Consider the following 26,127-nt stretch of genomic DNA (forward strand, 5'->3'; position numbering starts at 1 on the left):
TTTTCTAGGAACGATTCCTAAAAAAGATGGTTTTTTTAATTATTAATACTTTCAATAAGGTCGTTTGACTTATCTGTACCGCCAAAGTAATATGATTGAGATACTAAAATGAAATCAGCCTATTCTTGTTAAAATAAACACATAAATAATAGATTGGATGAACGAAATGAAGACTGAAACGAGTGTAACAGTTACATCAAAATATAGTAATAAAATAAAACGAGGGTATCCATTGCTTACCAAGGATGCGATTGCAAATGACAAGAACCTTCATGATGAAGGAGAAATCATTCGATTGGTGGATGAGAGAAATCAATTTCTAGCAACAGGCTATTATGGTAAGCAAAATAAAGGATACGGATGGGTATTGAGTCGAAATGAAGCAGAAGTCATTAATCAAACGTTTGTTGAAGAAAAAATACGACAAGCAATCCATCACCGATTACCTTATTATAAGGATGAACAAACGACAGCATTTCGTGTATTTAATGGTGAAGGTGATGGAATCGGCGGCTTAATTATTGATTACTATGATGGCTATTACGTAATAAATTGGTATAGCAAAGGAATCTATGCGTTTAAAGACTATGTGATTCAGTCCCTGCAAAACATCGTGGAATATAAGGGAATCTATCAGAAAAAGCGTTTTGATACAAAGGGACAGTATATGGATGAAGATGATTTTGTGACGGGTGAGAGAGGACAGTTTCCCATTATCGTCAAAGAAAATGGAATATGCTTTGCTGTATATTTAAACGATGGTGCGATGGTTGGTGTATTCCTTGATCAACGAGATGTGAGACGGACAATTCGAGATACGTATGCAAAAGGAAAAACGGTTTTAAATATGTTTTCGTATACGGGAGCGTTTTCTGTAGCCGCAGCTTTAGGGGGAGCTATAAAAACAACCAGTGTGGACTTAGCAAATCGAAGTTTAGCAAAGACGATTGAACAATTTAGCATAAATGATATTGATTATGAGGCACAGGATATTATTGTAGAAGATGTATTTCATTATTTTAAATATGCAGCGCGCAAGAAGCTTACATTCGATATGGTCATTCTTGATCCGCCTAGCTTTGCTAAATCGAAGAAATTCAAATTTAGTGCAGCCAAGGATTATACGAACTTATTGAAAGAAACGATAGCAATTACAGAAAAGAATGGAATTATCGTAGCCTCTACAAACTGCAGTACATTTGATATGCATAAATTTAAGGAATTTATTGATAAGGCATTTTATGAAACAAGTACATCTTACAAAATTTTAGAAGAGTTCTCCTTGCCATCTGATTTTAAGACGATAAAGGAATATAAAGAGGGAAATTATCTTAAGGTTGTATTTATAAAAAAGATGAAGTAATACATGTAAAGGGTCGTTCTATACGAGAGAAACGACCCTTTTTGTAATAGTAGAATGTTACGAGCGGCGGGTAAATCCTTCCTCATCCAAATAGCCAAGTGCTTGGTTGTAGGAGTGAAACGTTCCGTCTAGTAACGTTCCAGCATATACATTCCACATATCATCTTCTTGCATTAGGATAAGGGTATGGCCATCTTCGTTTATCCACTCTTCCTCTTCTTGAATCGTTGCTTCTGTTTCAATGGATTTGGATAGGCCACGAATCGAACGTTCTAGGATAGAACGAAGATCGTCTTCGGAAAAGTCGCGAATGTTTACAAATCCTTTATCATTGGTTACAAATCCTTGTAAATGTTCAGCATAGACAAAGCCATTTCCATTTGGGTGTAGATGATACACAACGTTCTTTTTATCTGACGTACTTTCTTCGTAATGAAAATTAATTCGGCCGAGTGATACGTCTTTTCGTTTTAATTCAGGGAATGATGCAATAATAGCAAGTTTTTCTTGAAAAGTTAGCATGCTGCCTCCGTTTAAGTAGGATATCATTTTGTTTGTTAATTATAGCACATACAATACAATCATGCCTTAGGGCCCAAATTAGGAGAGACGAGAAAGTTGCACATTATATAATCCTTAATTCCACGAGAATAGTTTATGTTGTATAATTTAATCAAATACATAGATATACTTCAATATGAAAAATAAGATGTTAATTTTGTTATAGAACAATGGAATTGTATTCTCGAGAGGTTACATCAAAATAGGCACTTTCTAAAGGCTCGTAAATACGATACATAAGAGCAATAGGAAATTAAACTGTATATACAGCATGAAGTGTTATAATACTAATAAGAAAACGTAGCTTTTGAAACGGATTGTACTAGGAGAGGAAAAAATGAAGAAAGCCGTTTTAACGATTGTTGTCCCATGCTATAACGAAGAAGAAGTATTAAGTGAAACAATATCGAGATTAACCAATTTGTTAGCAGAAATGAAACAAGATGGATTAATCAACGAGAAAAGTAATATTCTGTTTGTGGATGATGGCAGCCGAGATCAAACATGGGCCATTATTGAAAGCTATGTTAAGACGAGTCCTGCAATTACTGGATTGAAGTTAAGCCGTAACTTTGGGCATCAGGGAGCACTGTTAGCAGGATTAGAAACTGCGTATCGTTATGCTGATTGTGTTGTATCGATTGATGCGGATTTACAAGATGATATTCTTGCAATTCGAGAGTTTGTTATAAAATACAATGAAGGCTATGATGTTGTGTATGGAGTACGTGATAAACGTGATACGGATACAGCCTTTAAACGGCGAACTGCATTGGCGTTCTATCGATTTATGAATAAAATGGGCGTTAAGCTAGTGCCAAATCATGCAGACTTTCGTCTATTAAGTTCGCGTGCATTAGGCGAGTTTTTGAAGTATCAAGAAGAGAATATGTTTATTAGAGGGATCATTCCTTTACTTGGATTTAAGTCTACGAAAGTATATTACAATCGTGCTGAAAGATTTGCTGGAGAATCAAAGTATCCATTGAAGAAAATGATCAGCTTTGCACTAGATGGTATTACTTCCTTTTCTATTGCACCTATACGCTTTGTGTCATCACTTGGATTTTTTGTTACCGTTATTAGTATTATCATGGCGATTTACACCCTAGTACAGAAGACTTTGGGCAATGTGGAAAGCGGCTGGACTTCCCTTATCCTATCCATTTGGTTTATCGGCGGCGTACAGCTTATGGCTATTGGTGTACTCGGAGAATATATTGGAAAAATTTTTAAAGAAACGAAACGGCGCCCTCGTTTTACCATTGAAACAGATTTATATTCTATTGGGTTTCAAATGAAGGATGAACGAGAAAAAGAAATGATAGGTGAACATAACTAGGGACAGGCTTTTCCTGATCTTCGCATACAAATCGTAGTTTTTAGAGAACCAATATCTTGACTTTCAGTATAGAATTGATAAAATAAATGTATTAAGAAGCTTGCTCGCACGTTGTGTACGATTAAGCTTAACTTTGGTGAAAATATGGGGATTTGCTCGCACGCTGTGTACGACTAAATCCAATTTTATACAGAGCATATGTTTCTAACTCCGCTTGATTTAGAGACATGTGCTTTTGTTTTTGATTTGTCATAAAGTAACGTTCATATCGGTATGATATAGGTAGAGTCGCACGTTGTGTGCGACTGAAAAGAAGGACTCGCACGTCGTGTACGGTCCTTCTTTTTTTAGGTATACTCATAAATCTTTATTTTATGTTGTATAAACTGTTTGTATAGCTGTAGTATCTCTGCTTGATGCCGTTTTCTAGGCGGATAATGATAGTAGCTTCGAAAGTAAACAGATGTGATAAAGTTAACGAGATCCGCTAGCTGAATTAATGTGCAATTTTTATCGTGAGAGACTTTAATCTGTAAATCAGGATATACACGTTTATTGTGCGGGTTTTTTAAGGCCTGATAAAAATTTCGAATTTCACTTGGTTTCCCATCATCGCAGACGATAAATGCATATTCATTATGATGAGCGAGTTGGCCATTTAGTATATGTATCAGTTCTGTATACCCTTGAATGTGCATTTTATTATGGTTTTGATCTTTTGTGTTTGTTAAATATGTTTTCTTATTCGTTATGGAAGCTGCAATGATAATGTTTTGATTTTGCAGCAGTTTGAGACAATCTCCTATAATACGAAATCGCTCTTCATCTGATAGATTGTAATAGAAATTTTCTCCATCAATAAAAGCTTTCCCATGTATCTCGAAATACTTAAAGAAATCAATTTCATCAAAATGTTCTTCTGGAATGCCATGAATCTTCAGCTTAATATCTTGCTTTAAATTATCTAGAATTTTCTGTACTTCATGATTTAAATGAATTTGTTGTTCGAGTGGAACAAGAATACCTGCATAGCAAAGTACGGGTTGATTATGCATATCTCCAAATCCGTTATTACCAGATTCATCTGTATAAAATCCGTATAAAGTCAAAGGAATTCCTACTTTCAAAATTCAGTGTTTGGTATGTTTGCTTGCGTTTACATGTTCCATTTTCAACTGGACCGTGTATGTATCACTTACAAAAATTCTAACTGTAAGCCTACTCCGACTTCTTCACTATTTGCAACTTGCGCAAGAGCTACTTTCGAGCGAAAATCTGTGCAATGAGAAGCGTGGAGGTTTGCTGGCTTTAGATTTTTTATGTACTGTACGGTTTGTTCGAGTTGATGTTTTGGAGGATTTAATAGGTGAAAACCGCCAATTATATCTACGATTCTTTCTTCTTGGCACACTTCTTTTGCGTATTCAATGATGTTACAAATTCCTGAATGTGCACATCCAACTATAATAACTAACCCTTCAGACGATTTATAGGCTAATGCCGAATCATCTTGAATAAAATCTTCATATTCACCTTGTCCTGTTACGATTTTCCCAATAGAATCTTTTCCTTCAAAATCAAAAACTCGCTTAATCTCACCTAAAAAAACTAATTTATCTGTAATCCAAAAGGGTTCTTTTGATAAATGAACAGGAAAATGTCTTTCCAATTTTTCTTTCGATAGTATACTTCCAATCTCACCTATCGATGGTACTAGTTTGCTTTCAAAAACAATAGGATGACCAATAATAGAAGGAGTATTATATGTTATGTGTTCATTTTTAGCTTCCATATGTAATTGCATTAAGTGAACAATTCCCCAGGTGTGATCAACATGTCCATGTGACAAGGCAACGTAATCTAAGTCCCTTAAGTCAATGTTCATTTTTTGAGCATTTTTAATAAATATATCAGAATATCCGGTATCAAATAGAATCCGTTTATTATCTGCTTCGATAAAAAATGACAATGCAGGTTCTCCTAAGAAATACCGATCGATAAACGTATGATTATCGACTAGTACGGATAGCCTCATGAACATCACCAACCTTTCTAAACTGTATTATAACAAAATAGAACCCGCTTTTTTACATTGAATAATCAGGGGATCATTCTTATTCTTTTGTACGAAAAAAGAGATGGCTTAAGAAAGAGCCATCTCTTTTCATTTGCTAAAGTATAAGTCTTACGCTTTTTGTTCAAAAAGCTTTGTTATTTCAATAATAACATTCGTTGCTTGGATCATATTATCAACAGAAATGAATTCATATCTACCGTGGAAGTTTTCGCCGCCAGTAAAAATATTCGGTGTTGGGAGTCCCATATAAGAAATTTGGGCTCCATCTGTACCGCCGCGAATTGGTGAAATGTTTGGCTCAATATTTAAGTTTTTCATTGCTGTGTAAGCAATATCAATAATTTCTTTCACAGGTTCAACTTTTTCTTTCATGTTGTAATATTGATCTTTCATTTCAAGAAGAATGTGTTCTTTTCCATATTTTTCTTGAAGTTCACTTACGATGGTTTGAATCGTTGCTTTTCTTGCTTCAAATTGTTCTTTGTCGAAGTCCCGTATGATGTAAGAAAGCTTCGTCTCTTCTACATCTCCATTGATAGAAAGTAAGTGATAGAAGCCTTCATAGCCTTCGGTTGCCTCTGGGCTTTCTTCTGCAGGAAGCTTACTGTTAAGCTCCATAGCAATTTTAGTTGAATTGATCATTTTTCCTTTTGCAGTACCTGGATGTACATTCTTACCTTTGATCGTAATCTTGGCAGCGGCAGCGTTAAAGTTTTCGTATTCGAGCTCACCAAGAGGGCCGCCATCTACTGTGTAGGCATAGGATGCGTTAAATGCTTTTACATCAAATTTATGCGGTCCTCTGCCAATTTCTTCATCGGGAGTGAAGGCAACGCGTACTTTCCCGTGTTTGATTTCAGGGTGTTGGATAAGGTATGCCATTGCAGTCATAATTTCAGTAATACCTGATTTATCGTCAGCGCCAAGCAACGTTGTTCCGTCGGTTGTAATCAACGTATGATCCTTATAATTTTTAAGTTCAGGGAAGTGTTCTACTGTCATGATAATGTTCTGCTCTTTGTTTAATACGATATCGTTGCCATCGTATTGTTCAATCATTTGCGGTTTGACATTTGTACCGGTAAAGTCTGTTGCAGTATCGACGTGAGACATAAAGCCAATGGTTGGAACGTTTTTCGTTGTGTTAGCTGGGAGAGTAGCCATGACGTAACCATTCTTATCAATGGTTACTTCCTGCATACCAATGGACGTAAGTTCTTCTACTAGCATGTTTAGAAGTGTTAGCTGTCCTGGTGTGGAAGGGCACGTATCATTATTTTCATTGGATTGTGTATCCACTTTTACATACGAAGTAAATCTTTCGATGATTTCGTTTTTCATTTTCCTTCATCTCCATTTTTCGGTATATGTATATAGTATCACGGTACCAGAAAACAAACATCATATGCAACTCTGCATGAGGGAAGGGTGGGTGAAAAGAAATCAAAAAATTGTAACAATTATCCCTTCCTTCGTATTGACCAATGTGGTCAATGGAAATATAATGAAATTGACCACATTGGTCAAATGAGTGAGTACTGAAGGAAGAGAAAGCTATGATTTCAAAATTTATGAATCTTGAAAAGGAAAAACAAGAGCGTATCGTAAATGCTGCGATAAAGGAATTTGCCAATAAGGGCTATGATCAAGCTTCAACGAATGAAATTGTAAAGGATGCAAACATATCAAAAGGGTTACTTTTTCATTATTTTAAGAATAAGAAGCAGTTATTTTTATTTGTATTTGATTATTGCGTCGAACTCAGTGTGAATGAATTATATGGAAAAATTGATTTTGGGGAGAAGGATATATTCTTACGTTTACGGCAAATAATGGGTGTGAAATTAGAACTGATTCGTAAGACTCCCCATATAATCGATTTTTTAATGGCTGCTGTTCTGGATGAATCAAAGGAAATTAAGCAGCATGTGGAGGAAAAAAGTAAGGAACTGAGTGAAAATGGCTACACACGAATATTTAAAGATATTGATGTTTCGAAATTTAAGAAAGGAGTTGATATAGAGAAGGTAATGAACATTATTATTTGGACATTTGAAGGAATAAGTGCATCAGAAGTGAAGAAGCTGAAACATTCAGCTGCAAGTTCCATCGATTACAAGCAAGTTTTCAAAGAAGTTGATCGTTATATTGAAATATTGCAGGAAAGCTTTTATCAATCCTAGGTGGGAGGTTATATTATGAATGTCATTGAGTTAAACGGTTTGACGAAGAGCTATGGGGAATCGAGAGGGATTACGGATATAAGCTTTCAAGTAGAAGAGGGCGAAATCTTTGGGTTTATCGGTCCAAATGGAGCTGGAAAATCAACGACGATTCGAACTTTGCTTGGATTGATTCGTCCTACGAGTGGCAGTGCTACGATATTTGGAAAAGACATTCTAGAGAAAAGATCAGAAATTGCTAAGGATATTGGTTATTTACCATCCGAAGTATTTTATTATGACCATATGAAGGTTATTGATTTATTAAACTATTCGGCAAGCTTCTATAAAAAGGATTGCAGCAAACGAATGAAAGAATTAGCAGATATTATGGAATTGGATCTTACGAAGAAGATTGATGATTTATCTTTTGGAAATAAGAAAAAGGTTGGTATCGTGCAAGGGCTGCTTCATGAACCGAAACTTATAATATTGGATGAACCTACGGGTGGATTAGATCCCCTTATGCAGCAAAAGTTTTTTGAACTGCTATTAGAAGAAAATAAAAAAGGGGCAACGATTTTGTTTTCCTCCCATATTTTAAGTGAGGTTCAAAAGCTTTGTGATCGTGTTGCGATTATTAAAGAGGGCAAAATTATTAATGTAGAAAAAATTAGTACGTTAAAAGAAAACAACTACAAGAAGTTTAAAATAGAGCTTATTTCTGAGGTAGATAAACAATATTTTGACGTTCCGGGCGTTTCAAAGCTAGAGGGTAAAAATCATACGATTAGCTTTTTATTTAAAGGAAACATTAATTCGATTATGAAAAAGTTCGCAGACATTGAGGTAGCAAATGTTTGGATTGAGGAGCCGAGCCTCGAAGAAATATTCTTGCATTATTATGAGAAGGAGGAAACGGTATGAATGTCTATTTACACGAATTGAAGGCATGCCGAAAGTCGTGCATCGTTTGGACATGTACATTAGTTGTGATGCTCTTCTTCTATTTATCCTTATTTTCGAGTTTTTTTAAGGATGCAGTAGATGCGCAAAAACTGCTGCAAGGTTATCCAGACGCAGTGAAAAAAGCACTGGGACTTAATGTTATGGAAATGGCATCACTTGTCCGTTTCTATTCCTTTATCTTTGGTTATATTGTGCTATGCGGAGCTATTCAAGCTATGAATCTTGGAACATCGATCTTGTCGAAGGAACTTCGGGAGAAAACAGCAGATTTTCTTTTAACGAAGCCGATAACACGGTCGTCTATATTAACGGCAAAGCTATTAGCAGCTGTAACATCTCTTGTTATTACGAATATGGTGTACATCATATGTGCAATCATCGCAGCGAATATTTTCAAAACAGAAGACTATAATATAACGGTATTTCTCATGATTTCGGCAACTATGTTTTTTGTTCAGATCTTGTTTTTGGTTATTGGTATTTTTCTATCTATTATTCTTGGTAAAATTAAATCGGTTATTTCGGTTTCGTTAGGAACAGTATTTACTTTTTACTTTATTAGTATGTTTACTTCTGTGCTTGGAGATAACTCATTGCGGTATATAACTCCTTTTCAATATTTTAATTCTTCTTATATTATCGAACATTCTTCGTACGAAGGATCATTCATAGCTGTAGGAATAGTAGTAGTCATCCTTACAGTAACTGCTAGCTATCTGATGTATGTAAGAAAAGATATTCACGCTGTTTAACATTTTGAATTTAAGTAGAAAAGGAGGTATATGCTATGAATGTATTTATGAGAGAAATGAAAGCAAACCGAAAATCACTCTTCCTGTGGAGCATAGGTATGATCTTGCTAATTGCAGCTAGCATGGGGAAATATGCAGGATTTTCATCAACAGCGGGTTCTATGAAAGACGTAATCGCACAGATGCCTAAGGCGCTGCAGGACATGATGAGTTTGGGAGGTTTTGATTTATCGAAAGTAAGCGGATATTATGGCGTTCTCTTTATTTATATTGTTCTCATGGCAGCGATACATGCTGCAATTATAGGAGCGGCGATCATTAGTAAAGAAGAACGAGATAAAACAGCTGAATTTCTATTTGTCAAACCCGTGTCTCGAAATAGCATTTTAACAGCAAAGCTGGCAGTTGCATTCGTTCATATTCTTATTTTAAATCTTATTACCTATCTGTCCTCCCTTTTATTTGTTTCCTACTTTAGCAAAGGCGAGGCGGTAAGCGGCGATATTACAAAATTAATGGTCGGCATGTTTATCATACAGCTTATCTTTTTATGGATTGGGGCAAGCGTGGCGGTGAGCAGTCCGCATCCACAAAGTGCTACTGCGATATCAACAGGAATCTTACTTGGTACATTTGTCTTATCCCGTGCAATCGAAATCAATTCCAATCTAACTTTTTTGCAATATTTATCTCCATTTCAATATTTTCGAGCTATTGATCTTATGTATGGCGGTAGTTTTCAGCCTGTCTTTATCGTATGTTCGGTGATTATTATAGGGTTGTTAGGTGTTTTTACGTATATGTATAATCAGAAAAGAGATTTGCACGTATAAAGTGAAACTTCCCTCGGTGGGGGTTTTTTCTCTTACCCCACCGAGGGTTAGTTGAACCAATCGGACTTTTACGGGCAGTTATCCCCCACTTAGCCTTTTCTGATTTCTCTAATCCTTGAAGTGGGGGTATTACTGCCCGTTAAAGCGGGATAAACTTTATTTCGATTGGAGCTCATAGCATAGGCCATCATTTTCCAGGTGGCCTATTTTTTATAGGGAAATGTGTAGTAGGGTCCTATTTAAACGTTTGATTAGCTTCTACCTTGTTATGAATGGAATGGGTACTTGTAAATGTTGTATGACCTCCTGTTTTTGCCTAGGATATGCTAAAATAAATACGTTGTTGCTAAAAAAACTAGGATATGTGACCGATGTAACATGTGCTGGCAAGGCCCGCATCATTGTTATTTACTATTGGTATGCATATTTTTTCATGATAGAAGAATTATTTCACTTCAAATGGTAAAACAGAGGGAGGAATTTTTGTATGAGCTATAAGGCTGTCTTTCTAGACATTGACGGTACAATTGTGCCTCATGAGAAATGTATGTCGGAAGTTACGAAGCAAGCAATTAAACGTCTAAAGGAGAAACATCTTAACGTAATTATAGCAACAGGACGAGCACCATACTTTGCAAAAACCGTTGTAGATCAATTGGAAGTGGACTCTATGATTTTTTTCAATGGGAATTATGTACTTCATGAAGGTAAGATGATTCATCAAGCTCCCATCGAGAAAAAGGTGCTCGATAAACTTTATATACAATCTGAAGAAAATGAACATCCGCTCACGTATTTAGCGGGGGCAGAGTTTCGTGTATCGAATACAGATCATCCGTACGTAAAAGAGGCATTTCGTAATGATTCTATAATGCCGCAGAAGGCCTCTGCTTTGTTTTGGAAGGAGAAGGAAATTTATCAATTATTTCTTCATTGTGACCTAAATGAGGAACGAAAGTACCAAGAGAATATTCCAGAGCTATACTTTAGAAGATGGAGCCAGCCAGGTATGCGTACTTGTGATGTGAACCTTTCCAATGGTACAAAGGCTACTGGTATTGAAAAAATACTTGAAAAAATAGGGGTTGCGCCAGATGAGGCAGTAGCATTTGGCGATGGGCTGAATGACGTTGAAATGCTATCCCTTGTTGGGATGGGTGTAGCTATGGGCAATGCAAGTAAGGAAGTACAAGCACACGCAAATATGGTAACGAAAACCGCTGATGAAGACGGAGTAAAGCATGGATTAGAAGTGTTAGGTTTATTATAAGCAGTACCAATTTTAAGGAGTGAAACAATGATTGACAAGATCCTGCCTCGGGCTAACGACCTTGCACCCCGTAAAAGGCATCCATTACTTGTACCATTTTTTGTACATTATTTAATTATATTGCTTGGAACCTATTTACCTTATTACAAAAATACAGAGCATATCCCAATGGCCTTTAATGCAATGGCTAATACTTGGTTCCAATGGGATAGTCTTTGGTATTTACAAATTGCTCAGCATGGCTATCAAACAACGACAGCAACTGCATTTTTTCCATTTGTACCCGTTTTAATCAAAGTCGTAAATAATGTATATGTTGTTCTTCTTCTAACAGGAATTGCATTTTTTCTTTGTTTATATTTGTTGCAAGAATTGTTTAAACGTATGAATTTGACAGAGGATCAGATTCGGATGGGAATTTGGTTTTTTGCTTTAAATCCATGTGCGTTTTATTATACTACCCTCTATACAGAGGTATGGTCCGTTCTGTTTTCTCTTGCTTCCTTGCATATGGCGGTAAAAGGGAAATGGGTGTATGCATGCCTTTTTGCAGCGCTATTAACGTCAACCCGTGCCACAACGATATGGTTCGGTCTGTATCCACTTGTTCTTTTCATCGGTTCTATAAGAAAGAAGGACTGGAAAATGACAGGTCGTGCATTGGCATGGGGTTTAAGCATACTAGTAGGTATCGTATCTTATATGGTTTATTTATACGTGGAATTTAAGGACCCTTTAATTTTTTCAACTACCCAATCAGTGAACTGGGATCATTATTTTGTATGGCCTTGGGTTCAAATCGTACAAGGCTTTTTTGGAACGATTTTGGCAGATATACGCGATGGGAGACAGGGGTTATGGATTGCGAGTGTGATCTTTGTGTATATGGGGACCGTCAGCATTTGGAAAATACGTACAACCATTCCGTGGGAAAGGCTTGGTATGATCCTATTCACGATAGCGAATTTGATACTTTCGTTTTCATTTGATACGCGAGGAGTGCCTTTCTATAGTACATTTCGCTATGTAAGTGTTATATTCCCAATCTATGGTGTTATGGCAGTTGTCCTGCCAAAGCGGATGCAACGTGTTGTCTTAGGATTCTTTGCAATCATGACATTTATAGGGGCGTGGACATTCACTCACCACAATTGGTTTGCATAGGTTAGGAATCTATTAAAATCGTTTTTTACAAGCTTCGTCTCCTAAGACGAAGTTTTATTAATTTGTAGGAAATATGACATCACCATTATGACTTTTTAGTGATACGATAGATGCATCTTTCTTGGTTTTATCCGTAAAAAATTCCTTGTATTACATGTAATATTACTTCATATAAATGTGATAAAATATGGATGTATAAGAAGTTAATTATAAATTTTCAAAATAATAAATATTTATTAATAATAGTATTTTAGAAATAAGGGAAGTGAAAGAGTGAAACAGGAGCCGGTCGAACGAGAACACAAGGCTGAAGAGCTGCTTGAGTGGCGCCGGGATGAAGTAGAGAATCGAGAAAAAGAGTTCGTACAACCAGTGCATAATAATGAAACGTTATATACGAATATATTAGATGCATTACCTATAAATATTTTTCTTGAAGATCGACAAGGGCGAAGGGTGTATGCGAATAAGCAAGCATACGAAAGTAATCATGAGGAGATTGCTGAGCAAATACGGGAATCCGATAATCAAAGTTATGCATTTACGGGAAAGAAAATGATTAAAGAGCTTTCTTCAAACGAGGAATATTTACTGAGGTTTTCCATCGATCTTACAGATCGGGTGAAGGCGGAACAACAGTTGTGTGAAAGTGAACAAACATTTCGTATGTTTTTCGATCAGGCGGCAGATAGTTTTTTTCTCATAGATTGTGAGAGAAAGCTAGTGGATGTGAATACAACTGTATGTGAGTTGCTAGGGTATACGAGAGAAGAATTGCTATCCCTAACTTTAGAGGATGTTTCATCGTTAAGCAGCGAACAAATTGTGCAGTGCTATCAACTTTGTAATGTAAATCGTTCGATTAATATGGAACATCTTCTTATTTGTAAAGATCAATCCCATTTCCCAGTCGATACGAATATTTGTTTATTTCAGATTGGAAATAAACAAATGTATACAGCGTCATGCCGAGATATACGTGATAAGAAGAAGAGTGAAGAACGCATTCGATATATGGCGTATCACGATGAATTGACTGGTTTACCAAATCGTTGGAAGGTAAGATCCTATATCGAACAGTATATGGCTGATGAACGGAATCATGAAGATATGTTTGCAATTTTGCTACTGGATATTGACGATTTTAAAGTGATCAATGATACGCTAGGTCATCAAGCAGGCGACCTTTTACTCCAACGTGTGACGAAGCGAATTAGGCAGGAGATACGGGAACAAGATATGTTCGCGAGGTTAGGAGGAGATGAATTTACTATTTTTCTTCCTAATTTAGTAACTACTGATTATGTTACAACAGTTTGTGAAAACCTTATTCGTTTATTTAAGGAACCTTTCATGATCCAAGGAAATCCGTACCAAATTACAACTAGCATTGGCGTGAGCTTCTCGCAAACAGTTCAATGTGATCTAGATATATTAGTAAAACATGCAGATATGGCAATGTATTGTGCAAAAGAACAGGGGGGGAATCAGTATCGTTTTTTTGAGAAGAATATGCTTATATCTACAAAGAAGTGAATCATAAATAGGGTAGACGAATATAAACAATTTCACTGCTGTTGCAATTGAGTATTGGAATAGAGTGCCATTCTTTCTCTATAAGGAGAGCGAATGGTTTTTTCATGCTAAAACATGTGATATTTTTTTAAAAAATTTGTTAATATAAAGACTGCACATCTTAGAAAAGGACTGATTAAAAATATGAAAAAGAATGAGGACCATAGTGAGAATGTTCATCTGAGGAAGGACATTGGCATGCTCGAAGCCATTACGGTTGTTATAGGAATTGTAATTGGCTCCGGTATATTTTTTAAATCTTCGCCGGTATTTGGACAAGCCGGGTCTGTTTGGATGGGACTTGCTGCTTGGATTGTCGGTGGTATTGTGACGATGGCTTCTGCCCTTACCGTTGCTGAAATAGGAGCAGCGATTCCGAAGACAGGCGGCGTGTTTGTGTACTTGAAAGAGCTATATAATGAGAAATGGGCGTTTTTGTATGGGTGGGTGCAAACTCTCGTATACGCCCCTGGCATTATCGCAGCTCTGTCGATTGTATTTGCTACGCAAGCTACGTACTTTATACCCATGTCTCCCAAGGAGCAAAAGGGACTTGCCGTGTTTATTATGGTCTTTATTATTCTGATTAATATAGTTTCTACAAGGCTAGGTAGCCGTGTACAAATCATCGTTACCTTTGCAAAGCTTGTCCCTATTTTTGTTATTATTTTGTTTGGTTTGTGGAAAGGTCAGGCGCATAGCCTAACTGCAGCAGCTCCGATGGAATTTCATGCTGCAGGCTTTGGAGCAGCTATTCTAGGAACGTTGTGGGCCTATGATGGTTGGGTACATGTTAGCAATATGGCAGGGGAAATGAAAAATGCCAAAACAGATTTACCAAGAGCGATTGTCATTGGACTAAGTATGATTATCCTTATTTATTTGCTAATTAATATGGCAATTATTCAAGTTCTGCCCTTTAGCGAGGTAGTATCTTCTCCAAAAGTTGCTTCTGATACCGCTGTGCAATTGTTTGGCAATAGCGGAGCAGGGTTCATTACAGCGGGTATCATGATTTCCATAATCGGTGCGTTAAATGGTTATATCATGACTGGTATAAGAATTCCATACGCAATGAGCAGGGATGGTCTTTTCCCTTTTTCTTCTATTTTCAGCCGTTTACATGGTACATTCAAAACGCCTGCAAATATTTTAATACTAGAAGGATTGTTAGCATTCATTTATCTGATGACCGGTTCTTTCGAGACGCTAACGAACCTAGCTATATTTGTGACATGGATTTTCTTCGTGATGACAGTCGCCGGAATCTTTATATTACGCTATAAGTTTAAGCATGTTGAACGTCCTTATCAGGTTCCGCTGTTCCCGGTTGTTCCTATTATCGGAATCGCAGGGGGAATCTATATTATCATTAGTACATTTTTTACGAGTACACTAGATGCTCTCATTGGTATTTTCGTTACCATTATCGGGATCCCGGTGTACTATGCTATAAAACGAAAAGAAAAGAGCGTGTAAATCAAAAAAGAACGAGATGAGCTCTCGTTCTTTTTTTGATAGGAGTTATAGTACTTTCGTTGTCCATGTCTCACAGTTCCATACATCATTTACGAGACCTTCGTAAAACTCGGGTTCATGGCTGATGAGTAAGATAGAGCCTTTAAATTCCTGCAAGGCACGCTTTAGTTCATCCTTTGCATCTACATCTAAATGGTTAGTTGGCTCGTCAAATACGAGCACATTTGTTTTTTTATTAATCAGTTTACATAGTCGTACCTTTGCCTTTTCTCCTCCGCTGAGTACCGCTATTTTACTTTCAATATGTTTCGTTGTTAGGCCGCATTTTGCTAGAGAGGCACGTACCTCATATTGGGTGAAGGAAGGGAACGCATTCCATACTTCCTCTATGCAAGTATTGTTGTTTGTTTCTTTGATTTCTTGTTCGAAATAGCCAACTTCTAAGTAATCTCCAAGTGATACAGAGCCGGAGATTGGCTGGATTTCACCGAGAATACTTCTAAGTAACGTTGTTTTCCCGATTCCATTTGCTCCGACTAGCGCAATCTTTTGGCCGCGTTCCATACGAAGCGTAAGCGGTTTGGAGAGCGGTGTGTCATAGCCGATAACAAGATCCGTTGTTTCGAAAATAAGCTTGCCAGATGTTCTTGCCTCTAAGAAGCGAAATTCCGGCTTTGGCTTTTCTTTCGCAAGCTCGATAATTTCCATCTTATCCAGCTTCTTTTGCCGAGACATGGCCATGTTTCGTGTTGATACACGCGCTTTATTACGGGCAACGAAGTCCTTTAGCTCCGCAATTTCCTGTTGTTGCTTTTTGAATTTCGCCTCTAGCTGCTGTTTTTTCACTTCATAGACGTTTTGAAAATTTTCATAGTCTCCTACATACCGGCTCAATTCTTGATTTTCCATGTGATAGATTAAGTTGATCACGCTATTTAAGAACGGGATATCATGGGATATGAGGATAAAGGCATTCTCATATTCTTGTAAGTAGCGCTTTAACCATTCGATATGCTTTTCATCTAAATAGTTTGTTGGTTCATCGAGAAGAAGAATATCGGGTTTTTCAAGCAGTAGCTTTGCCAATAATACTTTTGTACGCTGTCCACCACTTAAGTCATGTACATCGCGATCAAGACCAATATCATCTAAGCCGAGTCCGCGTGCTGTCTCTTCTACTTTGGAATCTATAATATAAAAATCATGGTTTGTTAGCAGATCTTGAAGCGTACCTACATCCTCTAACAGCTTTTCTAGCTCTTCTGGTGTGGCTTCGCCCATTTTCGTGTAAATCTCATTCATTTCTGCTTCTATTTCGAATAAATATTGAAAAGCACCGCGAAGTACATCGCGAATGGACATTCCTTTTTCTAGTACGGTATGTTGATCTAGGTAGCCGACGCGAACATTCTTTGACCATTCTACTTTTCCTTCATCGGGCTGAAGTTTACCTGTGATAATATTCATAAATGTAGATTTACCTTCGCCATTTGCCCCGATTAGACCAATATGCTCTCCCTTTAATAAACGAAAGGATACGTCATTGAAAATAGCGCGGTCTCCAAAGCCATGCGTTAAATTACTAACTGTTAAAATACTCATCTCTATGCACCTTTTTCTTTTTATTTACTTCATTCATCAAATTCCGTGCAAACGGCTACCTTATGATTTTTCACAGGTAGAGGTTTGCTTGTATATTCATATGCTAATAATTGAAGGAGATCACGCCCATAGAACGATACAATCATGTTAGAAGCATTTCATTCTTTCTCTCTCTTTGATTATATCGGAGATAGTACAAGCTGAAAAGATAACGTTAACCTGAATAGGTTTCCATATTTAAGGATTTTTTAGTGCTTTCATGAGATAATCAATGTAAGAATATACTAGCTGGTAACTCTATTTTCATAGAAAATGAGGGATGATTGCATGACGAAATTGGCGCAGCTTGAAGGGCTGCAAGTATTGAAATATATACGTTTTCGTAAAGATCCTCTTACCTTTTTGTATGAAACCTATACACTAGGGGATATCATTGCCATTAATCCAAAAGGGAAAAACATATCGTATATTGTACATTCTCCTGAGGCAGTAAAAGAAATTTTAACTACGAAAGAGGGGAGCTTTATTAAGGGTGCCTCTGCTAAAACGTTTAGTAAAACGTTGGGAAATAGTGTTCTTACGAGCGAGGGAGAAGAGCATCAAAGACAGAGAAAGCTGGTGCAGCCTGCCTTTCATAAAAAGAAAATTGCGTCCTATGCTGATGTTGTGACGCAATATACGAAAGAACTCACGGATAGCTGGCAGCAAGGTGAAACACGTCCGATTCATACAGATATGATGAATCTAACATTACGCATTATTGCAAAGACGCTGTTTGGTGTTGATAGGAAGGAAGAATCCTCTTCTATTGCACAGGCAGTAAATCATATTATTGAAAAAACGGCAAGTACGCTTTTATCCCCTTTTCCCATTGTAGACAAGCTGCCTACTGAAAAAAATCGTAAGGGTACAGAAGCTGTCAGCATCTTGCATGAGCTGGCAGATCAGCTAATAGAAGAAGCATCGAAGCAAGAAGATGATCATATGCTGAAAATGCTGACGAAATCTACCTATGATGATGGAACCCCTCTCTCTAGACAGGAGATTAGAGATCAAGTCGTAACGTTTTTGCTTGCGGGTCATGAAACGACTGCGAATGCCTTGACGTGGGTATGGATCTTACTTTCAAAGCATCCGCAGGTGGCCAAGCTCCTCCAGCAGGAACTGCACGAGGTGCTGGGAGGCCGCACGCCAACGTTTGAGGATGTCCCGCAGCTTATCTATACGAATCAAGTTGTACAGGAGACGCTCCGCTTATATCCGCCGGCGTGGATTATTTTGCGCGAGGCTACAAAGGATGTTGAGATAGCAGGAGTCCCGTTTAAAAAAGGCTCTACTTTCCTAATTAGTCCGTATGCTGTTCATCGGAATCCCCATTTCTTCACAGAGCCTCATGATTTTATACCCGATCGTTTTTCAATAGAACGAAAAGCAGATATCCCGAATTATGCGTATTTTCCGTTTGGGGCGGGCTCTCGCGGCTGCATGGGAAGTCAATTTGCGATGATGGAAGCGGTACTCGTGATAGCCACTGTAGCACAGTCTGCAACACTGCAATTACAGGAAGAAAGCATTGCTACCGAGCCGCTCGTTTCGCTTCGTGCAGGAGGAGCGGTGAATATGATGATTACGAAGATGTAATGCTTGAACATTGAACTTTCCTTACCATCTACGATTCACCGAGCTTAATGCTATTAGTCTAATCTCCCTCTTTCGCTGATGCCATTGCATCTAGAAGTGAGAGACTTTTTTTAGAAAATGTATAAAAAAGAGGGGAATTAGACCGTCATACAGAATTCTTGGTAAAAAAGCTCGGTATCTTTTCATATAGAGGAAAGGAATGAAGGAATTGTCACTGGCTGGAATGAGAACAGTATATATACTAGGAGCGGGATTCTTCTTAGCGGCTTTTCTAAGTACGCTAATCGATCTATCATCCATTGTTCGCCTAAAACGAGACGTCGGGTTTATGGTATTTATTACAATTGCCTCTATTTGTGTTGGTATTGTAATTGGCATGATTAGTATGTATTCGAGGCGATGGATGAAGGATAGCATTTTTTTCTGGACGTTGCTAATGCTAGCGTTAGGGCTTCGTCTCATTTGGGTATTTACGATACCTACTCCGATTTCATCAGATTTTGCTGAAATGTACGAGGCAGCTAAGCTTGCAGCAAGAGGGGACTATAGCTTTAGCGGTAATCCGTATTTTAGCACCTGGGTGTATCAAATAGGCTTCACGATGTATGAAGGATTGATCATGAAACTTCTTGGCGAGCAATCTTTCGCGTTAAAACTATTAAATGTATTGTATAGCACAGGGACTGTTTTGCTTGTATATGGTATTGCAAGGAAGTATAAAGAATCAGCTGGGAGAATGGCAGGGATTCTATATGCAGTGTATCCACCTACCATTATGATGTGTTCCGTTTTAACGAATGAACATATTGCAACCTTTCTTATTTATCTAGCATTATACCTTCTTATCGTAAGGGGAGTTATGCGTCCTCGCACATGGCTGTATGTGGGAGTTTTACTAGCTGTAGGAGATGCGATGAGACCAATTGGAAGTATTGTGCTAATCAGTATAGGATGTTATATCTTGTTGCTTCTAGGTGAGAATGTACGTAACTATCTAGAAATAATTGGCCGATTTGCAGGTATTGTTGTTATATTTTTCTTTGTACATGCTATAATCAGCTATTCGCTTATCTATGCTGGAGTAACGAAATATCCGCTATCAAGTCGGGAGCCGCTCTGGAAATTTGTCGTAGGCTTAAATGCGCAGACGAACGGACAATATTCTGCAGAGGATGAGAAATATGTAACTCAGTTTCCCATTGGTACAGAGCGAACGGCGGTAGAACGGAAGCTAATAGAGGAGAGGCTTGCTGATCATTCCCAAGTTGCACGTTTATTTGTAGAAAAGTTTAAACTATTGTGGGGCGGTAATGATGCATCTGCCTATTGGAGCTTAGATGGCATCGACCATCCGCGTTTAAAAGATTGGCTTTTTAAATGTGAACGAGTGTTATATGGTAGTTTACTTTTATTTGCTAGTATTGGCTGTATGACCCTATTAAGTCGGCGTAAGCTAGATGCAGTCATTGTGCTGCTTATTCTCGTATTAGGGTACGCAGCAATACATCTATTCATTGAGATTCAAACGAGATATCGATCATTCCTGTTTCCGTCCTTTGCTATCTTTTTCAGTTATGGACTATCATATGTTTATGAAAAAGTCCCATTTCGTCTACAGAGGAGATAAAATTATTTACACGGATGATTCGATTAGGAGGAGGCAACATGAAACAATCAGATTTATATAATAGTTGCTTAGCGTTACATCATGCGTTAGAGAAGGCGCATATTCCATACATGTTTACCGAAGCAGCTGCTCTTGCTTTGCAGGATGTAACGGTGACAGAGAAGTTTCCTATTACAATTGAAGTGCAATGGGATGTGTTCGAGTCTGTTTATGAACAGTTTGCACCGTTCTCGCCTTCTGGAATAGAACGCTCGCCATCAAAGGCAAGTTTTCAGTTTTGGAAAGAGGATACAATGGTTAAAATCTATTGTTATTACAATACGACGGTACGAACGAATCCTTACCGAATACAGGTGATGCATGGAGAAACAGCGTTCTCATGTGAATCCATTTATGCGTATTTGTATTTCCCTGAACGAAAATACAGTCATGAAATCCATGACATGCTGCAAAAGCAACAGCAAGCATTAACAGCGCAAAATGAACGTGCATGGAATCAAAATAATTACGAGGCTCTGATCCATCGATACGGAGAGCCGAAAGTCATTGCCGAGAAAATTAAACAAAATCCGAAGTGGCGCCTCCATCCGTTTTATAAATATATGAATGATGTGGAAGGTAAAACGATTATGCATCTAATGGGATCCAATGGAGTGAAAGCAGCTGCGCTTTCTTTGCTTGGCGCAAATGTAACTGTTGCTGACTTTTCATTGGAAAATGAGATGTTTGCAAAGGAACTTGCGAAGGAAGCCTCCGCGCCTTTTTCTTATATTGTGTCAGATGTACTTTCCCTGCTGGATAAAGTAGAGAGAGAGCAGTATGATATCGTATTAATGGAGCTCGGTGTCTTGCATTATTTTATTGATTTACAGCCATTGGTACGAGTCGTGAAGGAATTGCTTCGCCCCGGCGGAAGGTTTATTCTCCATGAATTTCATCCAATTTCAACGAAGCTGATTACATCAAAGGGGAAAAACCATAGCGTTGTCGGGAACTATTTTAATCCGTCTATCGAATGCGGAGATGTCGCCTTTTCTAAGCATGTATCAGATAAGAAGAAGGAATCGCTAGAAAAAGTAATGCAGCGGAGATGGACACTAGGTGAACTGATCACAGCAGTTGCACAGGAAGGGCTAATGATTCAAGTGCTGGAGGAAGAACCGAATCACAAAATCCATGATATCGGTTTACCGAAAACCTTTACATTAGTATCGCGAAAGCCTGAATAGGTAAAAATTAAAAAAGGGGCTATTCATATGAATAGCCCCTTACATATGGGGTTAATCAAACTTCAATTTTTTTAATGCTTCTGCTAACGCATTATTCAGAGGTTCTTCATCTTTATCTTGGTTTTTCAAATACTTTTGTACAGTACGTTTATCAACTTTACCACCAGATTCTTTTTTGCGACGTGCTTGGAAAGCAGATAGTTTTTCTCGATATCCACATTTACATGCGAAGATTTGGCCCTCTCCTTCACCACGAAGTTCCATTTTCTTTTTACATTGGGGGCAACGTGCGTTTGTTACGCGTGCTACATTTTTACGATAACCACATTCACGGTCTTGACATACAAGCATTTTGCCTTTTTTGCCGTTTACCTCTAGCATTGGTTTCCCGCAGTCTGGGCAGGACTTTGTTGAGATATTGTCATGTTTATATTTTTTATCGCTTGCTTTAATTTCGGCCACGATTTCTTTTGTATGTTTTTTCATTTCATTGATGAATACATCTTTTTTCAGTTTACCTTTAGCAATTAACTCAAGCTTTTGTTCCCATTCAGCTGTAGTGGCAGGAGATTTTAATTCTTCTGGCACTAAATCTAGAAGCTGGCGTCCTTTAGAAGTGATATAGATTTCCTTACCACCACGTTTTTCGATTAGGAATGAATTAAATAATTTATCAATGATATCAGCTCGCGTTGCAACTGTACCAAGTCCGCCAGTTGACTTTAATGTGTCTGCAAGATTTTTATCGCTTGTTTTCATATACTTAGTAGGATTTTCCATTGCTGAAAGTAAGGTAGCCTCATTAAAGCGTGCAGGTGGCTTTGTTTGACCTGACGTCTCTGCAATTAGTGTTACGTTTAATGTATCGCCTTTTTCGATACGAGGTAAGATTTGTTCTTTCAAATCATCTACTGTATCGTCATCTTCAAAATGATTTTCGTATACTTCCTTCCAACCAGAATTAAGAATGGTTTTGCCGCGGGCGACGAAGTTTTCATCGCCGATTTTTGCGCGTAACGTTAGCTGTTCGTATTCGAAGGCTGGGAATAAAACTGCTAAGAAACGTTTTACAACTAAATCATAAATTTTACGTTCTTTATCTGTGAAAGCTGAGAAGTTTACATAACTTTCTGTTGGAATGATTGCATGGTGATCACTGACTTTACTATCATCAACAAATGCTTTCGATGTTTTTATTGGTTTATTTAAGATCTTATTAGCTAAAGAGCGATAACCTCCTACTCCACAGGCTTTCAGACGTTCTGGGAGTGTCCCTACGATGTCGGATGAGATGTAACGTGAATCTGTACGAGGGTATGTTAATACTTTATGTTGCTCATACAGTTTTTGCATAATATTTAATGTTTCTTTTGCAGAGTAACCAAATATTTTATTTGCATCGCGTTGCAGCTCTGTTAAGTCATAAAGACCAGGAGCAAATGATTTCTTAGGCTTTTTCTCAATTTCAGTTACAATGGCATTTTGTTTGCCCAATGTTTTCACAATTGTATCGATTTTCTCTTTATCAAAGCTACGTCCATTGCCTTTCGCGTCTTGCCAAGTCAATTTTAACTTGTCTGTTGTTTGGGCTTCGATACCGTAGTATGTTTGTGCTTTGAAGTTTTTAATTTCGTCCTCGCGTGCTGCAATCATCGCCACAGTAGGTGTTTGGACACGACCGCAATTTAGTTGTGCATTGAATCGTGTAGTTAATGCACGTGTTGCATTAAGACCGATATACCAGTCAGCTTCTGAACGTGCGACAGCTGAAGCGTATAAATTATCATAAGCTTTTCCAGGCTTCAAGTTTGCAAATCCATCTTTGATTGCTTTATCGGTAACAGATGAAATCCATAGACGTTTGATCGGTTTATTCATTTTCACTTTATCAATAATCCAACGAGCGACTAATTCTCCTTCTCTCCCTGCGTCTGTAGCTACGATTATTTCATTTACGTCACTTCTAGTCAGTTGACTTTTAACAGCATGAAACTGTTTACCAGTTTGCTTAATCACTGTTAGTTTCAAACGTTCAGGTAACATTGGCAAATCTTCTAGATTCCACTTCTTATATTTTTCGTCATAGCTTTCTGGATCTGCTAATGTAACGAGATGCCCCAAAGCCCAAGTGACGATATATTTATTACCTTCAAGATAACCGTTTCCTTTTTTATCACACTTCAATACACGTGCAATATCACGTGCAACAGAAGGTTTTTCAGCAATTACAACACTTTTTGCCATATTTAAAACATCCTTTCAAGTTTCCGTATGTTAAATATAGCATACATCCTTTTTTGATTCAGTTATGCCGAAGAGGATTCTAATTCGTTGTTTTTCACAAACCTGTAATAACAAAAAAGAGTTCTGTAATAGAACCCCTTTAATGATTTTTGCTCATATCTACTTTTTGTTTGATAACCGGAATGTGAATATTATAGAAATAAGAAACAACTCTGACGATAAAGGTAACGAACAAACATATATATAGCGATAGAATGTGAGGGACTTTATCATAGGTTATGAGAAAGCTAAAGGCGCCGACAATCGATGCAACGGCATATACTTCCTTTCGAAATACGTAGGGAATATCCTTTGCAAATACATCACGCAAGATTCCTCCGCCAATTCCTGTTATGACCCCCATGGAAACAACTAAAAAGGAACCGTGAATATGACTTGTAATCGCCGCGTTGGCACCAACGGCCGTAAATACGCCGAGTCCTACAGCATCAGAAAGCATAATGATATTTTTAAGCTTTGATATTTTTTCATAAAATAAACAAGTAATGAGGGCAGTAATTGTGCTAACGAAAAAGTAAGTCGGCTTGATAAACGCATCAGGAGGTAAATGCCCGATTAAAATGTCGCGAATAATTCCACCGCCTACTGCAGTTGCGACTCCTAGGAAAATAACGCCGAACCAATCCATACCTTTTTTCATACCCACTAGTGTACCGGATATAGCCGATGCAATAACGCCAATAAATACAAATATATTAATTAAAACCATTCGCCAATCCCTCTTCTTCTCCTTAATAACAGAAAAAATATACAACAAAGTTAGGGAAATAACAATCATTGTTTCATGTCATGCCTGAATTATAATCATACAGGGAAAGAAAGCGGTTAATGATAAAAAACGATCCGCTTTCGGATCGTTTTTTACTTTCTTCTATTCAGCTCATTCTCGATTTTTTGAAATTGTTTTGTCCAAGTTGTATCTGCTAAGAACTGCTTTCGTTTTTCTTGATTGAGCGTACCTATTTGCTTATAGATTGTTCGAATGGTTTGTTCTACTTGGCTATATGTTTCGCAATGATAAACACATGGGTACGAACCAATATGTGGAATACCGGTTGAAACAGTTGGCAGTCCAAAATATAAGTATTCATATATTTTGATTGGATCGACAGCCTCTGATAATTTGCTCTTTTTAAATGGAATAATCCCCATATGCCACTGTCTTGCATGCTCATGAAGCTCACCTGGATGCACTTTACCGTAGAACGTCATATTCTGTAATTTCTCGATTTTCTTGAGAATGGCTTCCGGTGCTCCGTGGCCAATTAAGTGAATGTAAATGTCTGGCTGCTTGGCAAGCTGGAACAATAGGTCCCAATCAAACCAAGATGGGGTCATATGACCAAAATAGCCGATGTTTATTTGGCCGTCTGAGCCCTTTACTTTATTAGAAATGTTAGGATGCTTCGATATGTTTTCATCATACCCATTTCCTACTACTAGAATATCCGTGCGAATCTGAGCGAATTTATCGCAAAGCGGTGAGGATACGGCAGATACAACATCCGCCTCTGCAACAAATGCATCTTCTACACTGCGTTGATACCAAGACGCTTCCCCTTTTTTGAAGAATTCTTCCCATTCATCCATAATATCGTACTCAATTTGGAAGCCTTGCTCCTTTAGCTGCGGAAGCATGGAATAGAATGTTTTAGCGGGAAAGGTGCTTATAAATAATTTCGTTTCTATAGGACTAAAAATGGATAGTTCTTGTTTGCTGTATACGTAAGGGTATAAAGGAATTTGGTATAAATTCGAATATACATGCTGGAAGCTTTTCTCCTGTACTTCCATTTCATCGTATTGCCAGGTAATGTATAGTACACCGTACTGCTGTGCGGCTAAATACTTTGCAAAGTTAATCGTACGTTGATTATACAGCTCGTCAAATTCCATACCTGAACTGATAATGGCGACACCTTTAATTTCTCCGGATTGATAGGAGGCGAGGACCTTTTCGTAAATCTCTTTCACACGGTTATCGCTTTTATGGGCACCTTTCATCAAGTTCAATTGTGTTTTTATTCGCTTTTGAACTTTATGGAACGTAGTAGAAATCCCTTGCTCCTGCATATTAGCGAACACTTTCTTTACATACATCCATCCAGTTTGTAATTTTTCATTCAAATTTGCCATAACAGGTACCTCTTTTTATTCTTCAAGATTCATTCAGGTAA

General features: G+C 37.7%; 21 protein-coding genes. 13 read left to right on the forward strand and 8 right to left on the reverse strand.

All coding sequences use genetic code 11. The features are described from left to right. The first annotated feature begins 166 nt into the window (after positions 1 to 166). Complete coding sequence (locus tag ACM5BR_RS11060) at positions 167 to 1,363, forward strand: class I SAM-dependent rRNA methyltransferase (RefSeq protein WP_416827963.1); 1,197 nt, start codon at positions 167 to 169, stop codon at positions 1,361 to 1,363. 57 nt (positions 1,364 to 1,420) lie between these two features. Here ACM5BR_RS11060 and ACM5BR_RS11065 read toward each other — a convergent pair whose 3' ends face one another. Further along, a complete protein-coding gene (locus ACM5BR_RS11065; RefSeq protein WP_416827964.1) occupies positions 1,421 to 1,885 on the reverse strand; it encodes a hypothetical protein in 465 nt (154 codons plus the stop codon). Positions 1,886 to 2,261: 376 nt separating this feature from the next. Between ACM5BR_RS11065 and ACM5BR_RS11070 the strand changes: the two genes are divergently transcribed. After that, positions 2,262 to 3,266 carry a glycosyltransferase family 2 protein gene (locus tag ACM5BR_RS11070; RefSeq protein WP_416827965.1) on the forward strand — a complete coding sequence of 335 codons (1,005 nt, stop codon included), beginning with the start codon at positions 2,262 to 2,264 and terminating at the stop codon, positions 3,264 to 3,266. Between the two features lie 347 nt (positions 3,267 to 3,613). On the opposite strand, the gene ACM5BR_RS11075 is transcribed toward ACM5BR_RS11070, so the two are convergent. From ACM5BR_RS11075 to pepT, 3 genes are all read right to left on the reverse strand, one after another. Beyond that, on the reverse strand, positions 3,614 to 4,375 hold the full coding sequence (locus ACM5BR_RS11075) for a DUF3800 domain-containing protein (protein ID WP_416827966.1): 762 nt from the start codon (positions 4,373 to 4,375) through the stop codon (positions 3,614 to 3,616). 86 nt (positions 4,376 to 4,461) lie between these two features. Further along, positions 4,462 to 5,235, reverse strand: a complete 774-nt coding sequence (locus ACM5BR_RS11080; RefSeq protein WP_416827967.1) for an MBL fold metallo-hydrolase — start codon at positions 5,233 to 5,235, stop codon at positions 4,462 to 4,464. Between the two features lie 216 nt (positions 5,236 to 5,451). Then, positions 5,452 to 6,684, reverse strand: a complete 1,233-nt coding sequence (gene pepT, locus ACM5BR_RS11085) for a peptidase T (RefSeq protein ID WP_416827968.1) — start codon at positions 6,682 to 6,684, stop codon at positions 5,452 to 5,454. A 215-nt stretch (positions 6,685 to 6,899) separates the two neighbouring features. Between pepT and ACM5BR_RS11090 the strand changes: the two genes are divergently transcribed. From ACM5BR_RS11090 to ACM5BR_RS11125, 8 genes are all read left to right on the forward strand, one after another. After that, positions 6,900 to 7,526, forward strand: a complete 627-nt coding sequence (locus ACM5BR_RS11090; protein ID WP_416827969.1) for a TetR/AcrR family transcriptional regulator — start codon at positions 6,900 to 6,902, stop codon at positions 7,524 to 7,526. A gap of 15 nt (positions 7,527 to 7,541) precedes the next feature. Next, entirely contained in the window at positions 7,542 to 8,432 is an 891-nt protein-coding gene (locus ACM5BR_RS11095; RefSeq protein WP_416827970.1) for an ABC transporter ATP-binding protein, read from the forward strand. Next, positions 8,429 to 9,226 (forward strand): ABC transporter permease subunit, encoded by a 798-nt coding sequence (locus ACM5BR_RS11100; RefSeq protein ID WP_416827971.1) that lies wholly within the window; start codon positions 8,429 to 8,431, stop codon positions 9,224 to 9,226. Before ACM5BR_RS11095 ends, ACM5BR_RS11100 begins: the two co-directional genes overlap by 4 nt. Before the next feature lie 35 nt (positions 9,227 to 9,261). After that, positions 9,262 to 10,059, forward strand: a complete 798-nt coding sequence (locus ACM5BR_RS11105) for an ABC transporter permease subunit (protein ID WP_416827972.1) — start codon at positions 9,262 to 9,264, stop codon at positions 10,057 to 10,059. A 487-nt stretch (positions 10,060 to 10,546) separates the two neighbouring features. Beyond that, positions 10,547 to 11,329 (forward strand): Cof-type HAD-IIB family hydrolase, encoded by a 783-nt coding sequence (locus ACM5BR_RS11110; RefSeq protein WP_416827973.1) that lies wholly within the window; start codon positions 10,547 to 10,549, stop codon positions 11,327 to 11,329. 27 nt (positions 11,330 to 11,356) lie between these two features. Further along, positions 11,357 to 12,493 (forward strand): mannosyltransferase family protein, encoded by a 1,137-nt coding sequence (locus ACM5BR_RS11115; RefSeq protein ID WP_416827974.1) that lies wholly within the window; start codon positions 11,357 to 11,359, stop codon positions 12,491 to 12,493. Between the two features lie 273 nt (positions 12,494 to 12,766). Continuing rightward, positions 12,767 to 14,029: a sensor domain-containing protein gene (locus tag ACM5BR_RS11120; RefSeq protein ID WP_416827975.1), complete on the forward strand. Its 1,263-nt coding sequence runs from the start codon at positions 12,767 to 12,769 to the stop codon at positions 14,027 to 14,029. 183 nt (positions 14,030 to 14,212) lie between these two features. Further along, positions 14,213 to 15,547 carry an APC family permease gene (locus tag ACM5BR_RS11125; RefSeq protein WP_416827976.1) on the forward strand — a complete coding sequence of 445 codons (1,335 nt, stop codon included), beginning with the start codon at positions 14,213 to 14,215 and terminating at the stop codon, positions 15,545 to 15,547. 45 nt (positions 15,548 to 15,592) lie between these two features. Here the strand turns inward: ACM5BR_RS11125 and ACM5BR_RS11130 are convergent, their stop codons facing one another. Continuing rightward, positions 15,593 to 17,149, reverse strand: coding sequence for an ABC-F family ATP-binding cassette domain-containing protein (locus tag ACM5BR_RS11130; RefSeq protein ID WP_416827977.1), 1,557 nt, complete (start codon positions 17,147 to 17,149; stop codon positions 15,593 to 15,595). A 327-nt stretch (positions 17,150 to 17,476) separates the two neighbouring features. Between ACM5BR_RS11130 and ACM5BR_RS11135 the strand changes: the two genes are divergently transcribed. The 3 genes from ACM5BR_RS11135 (at position 17,477) to ACM5BR_RS11145 (ending at position 21,646) form a co-directional block, all read left to right on the forward strand. Then, a complete protein-coding gene (locus tag ACM5BR_RS11135) occupies positions 17,477 to 18,790 on the forward strand; it encodes a cytochrome P450 (protein WP_416827978.1) in 1,314 nt (437 codons plus the stop codon). Positions 18,791 to 18,989: 199 nt separating this feature from the next. Then, on the forward strand, positions 18,990 to 20,417 hold the full coding sequence (locus ACM5BR_RS11140) for a glycosyltransferase family 39 protein (RefSeq protein ID WP_416827979.1): 1,428 nt from the start codon (positions 18,990 to 18,992) through the stop codon (positions 20,415 to 20,417). A 38-nt stretch (positions 20,418 to 20,455) separates the two neighbouring features. Continuing rightward, positions 20,456 to 21,646 (forward strand): class I SAM-dependent methyltransferase, encoded by a 1,191-nt coding sequence (locus ACM5BR_RS11145; RefSeq protein ID WP_416827980.1) that lies wholly within the window; start codon positions 20,456 to 20,458, stop codon positions 21,644 to 21,646. A gap of 51 nt (positions 21,647 to 21,697) precedes the next feature. Here the strand turns inward: ACM5BR_RS11145 and ACM5BR_RS11150 are convergent, their stop codons facing one another. The 3 genes from ACM5BR_RS11150 to ACM5BR_RS11160 form a co-directional block, all read right to left on the reverse strand. Continuing rightward, positions 21,698 to 23,890: a DNA topoisomerase III gene (locus ACM5BR_RS11150; RefSeq protein WP_416827981.1), complete on the reverse strand. Its 2,193-nt coding sequence runs from the start codon at positions 23,888 to 23,890 to the stop codon at positions 21,698 to 21,700. Between the two features lie 139 nt (positions 23,891 to 24,029). Continuing rightward, on the reverse strand, positions 24,030 to 24,659 hold the full coding sequence (locus tag ACM5BR_RS11155) for a trimeric intracellular cation channel family protein (protein ID WP_416827982.1): 630 nt from the start codon (positions 24,657 to 24,659) through the stop codon (positions 24,030 to 24,032). A 152-nt stretch (positions 24,660 to 24,811) separates the two neighbouring features. Beyond that, positions 24,812 to 26,086 (reverse strand): glycosyltransferase family protein, encoded by a 1,275-nt coding sequence (locus tag ACM5BR_RS11160; RefSeq protein WP_416827983.1) that lies wholly within the window; start codon positions 26,084 to 26,086, stop codon positions 24,812 to 24,814. Positions 26,087 to 26,127: the final 41 nt, after the last annotated feature.

The sequence above is a fragment of the Ectobacillus polymachus genome (assembly GCF_048159605.1).
Taxonomy (GTDB): Bacteria; Bacillota; Bacilli; order Bacillales; family Bacillaceae_G; genus Ectobacillus; species Ectobacillus polymachus.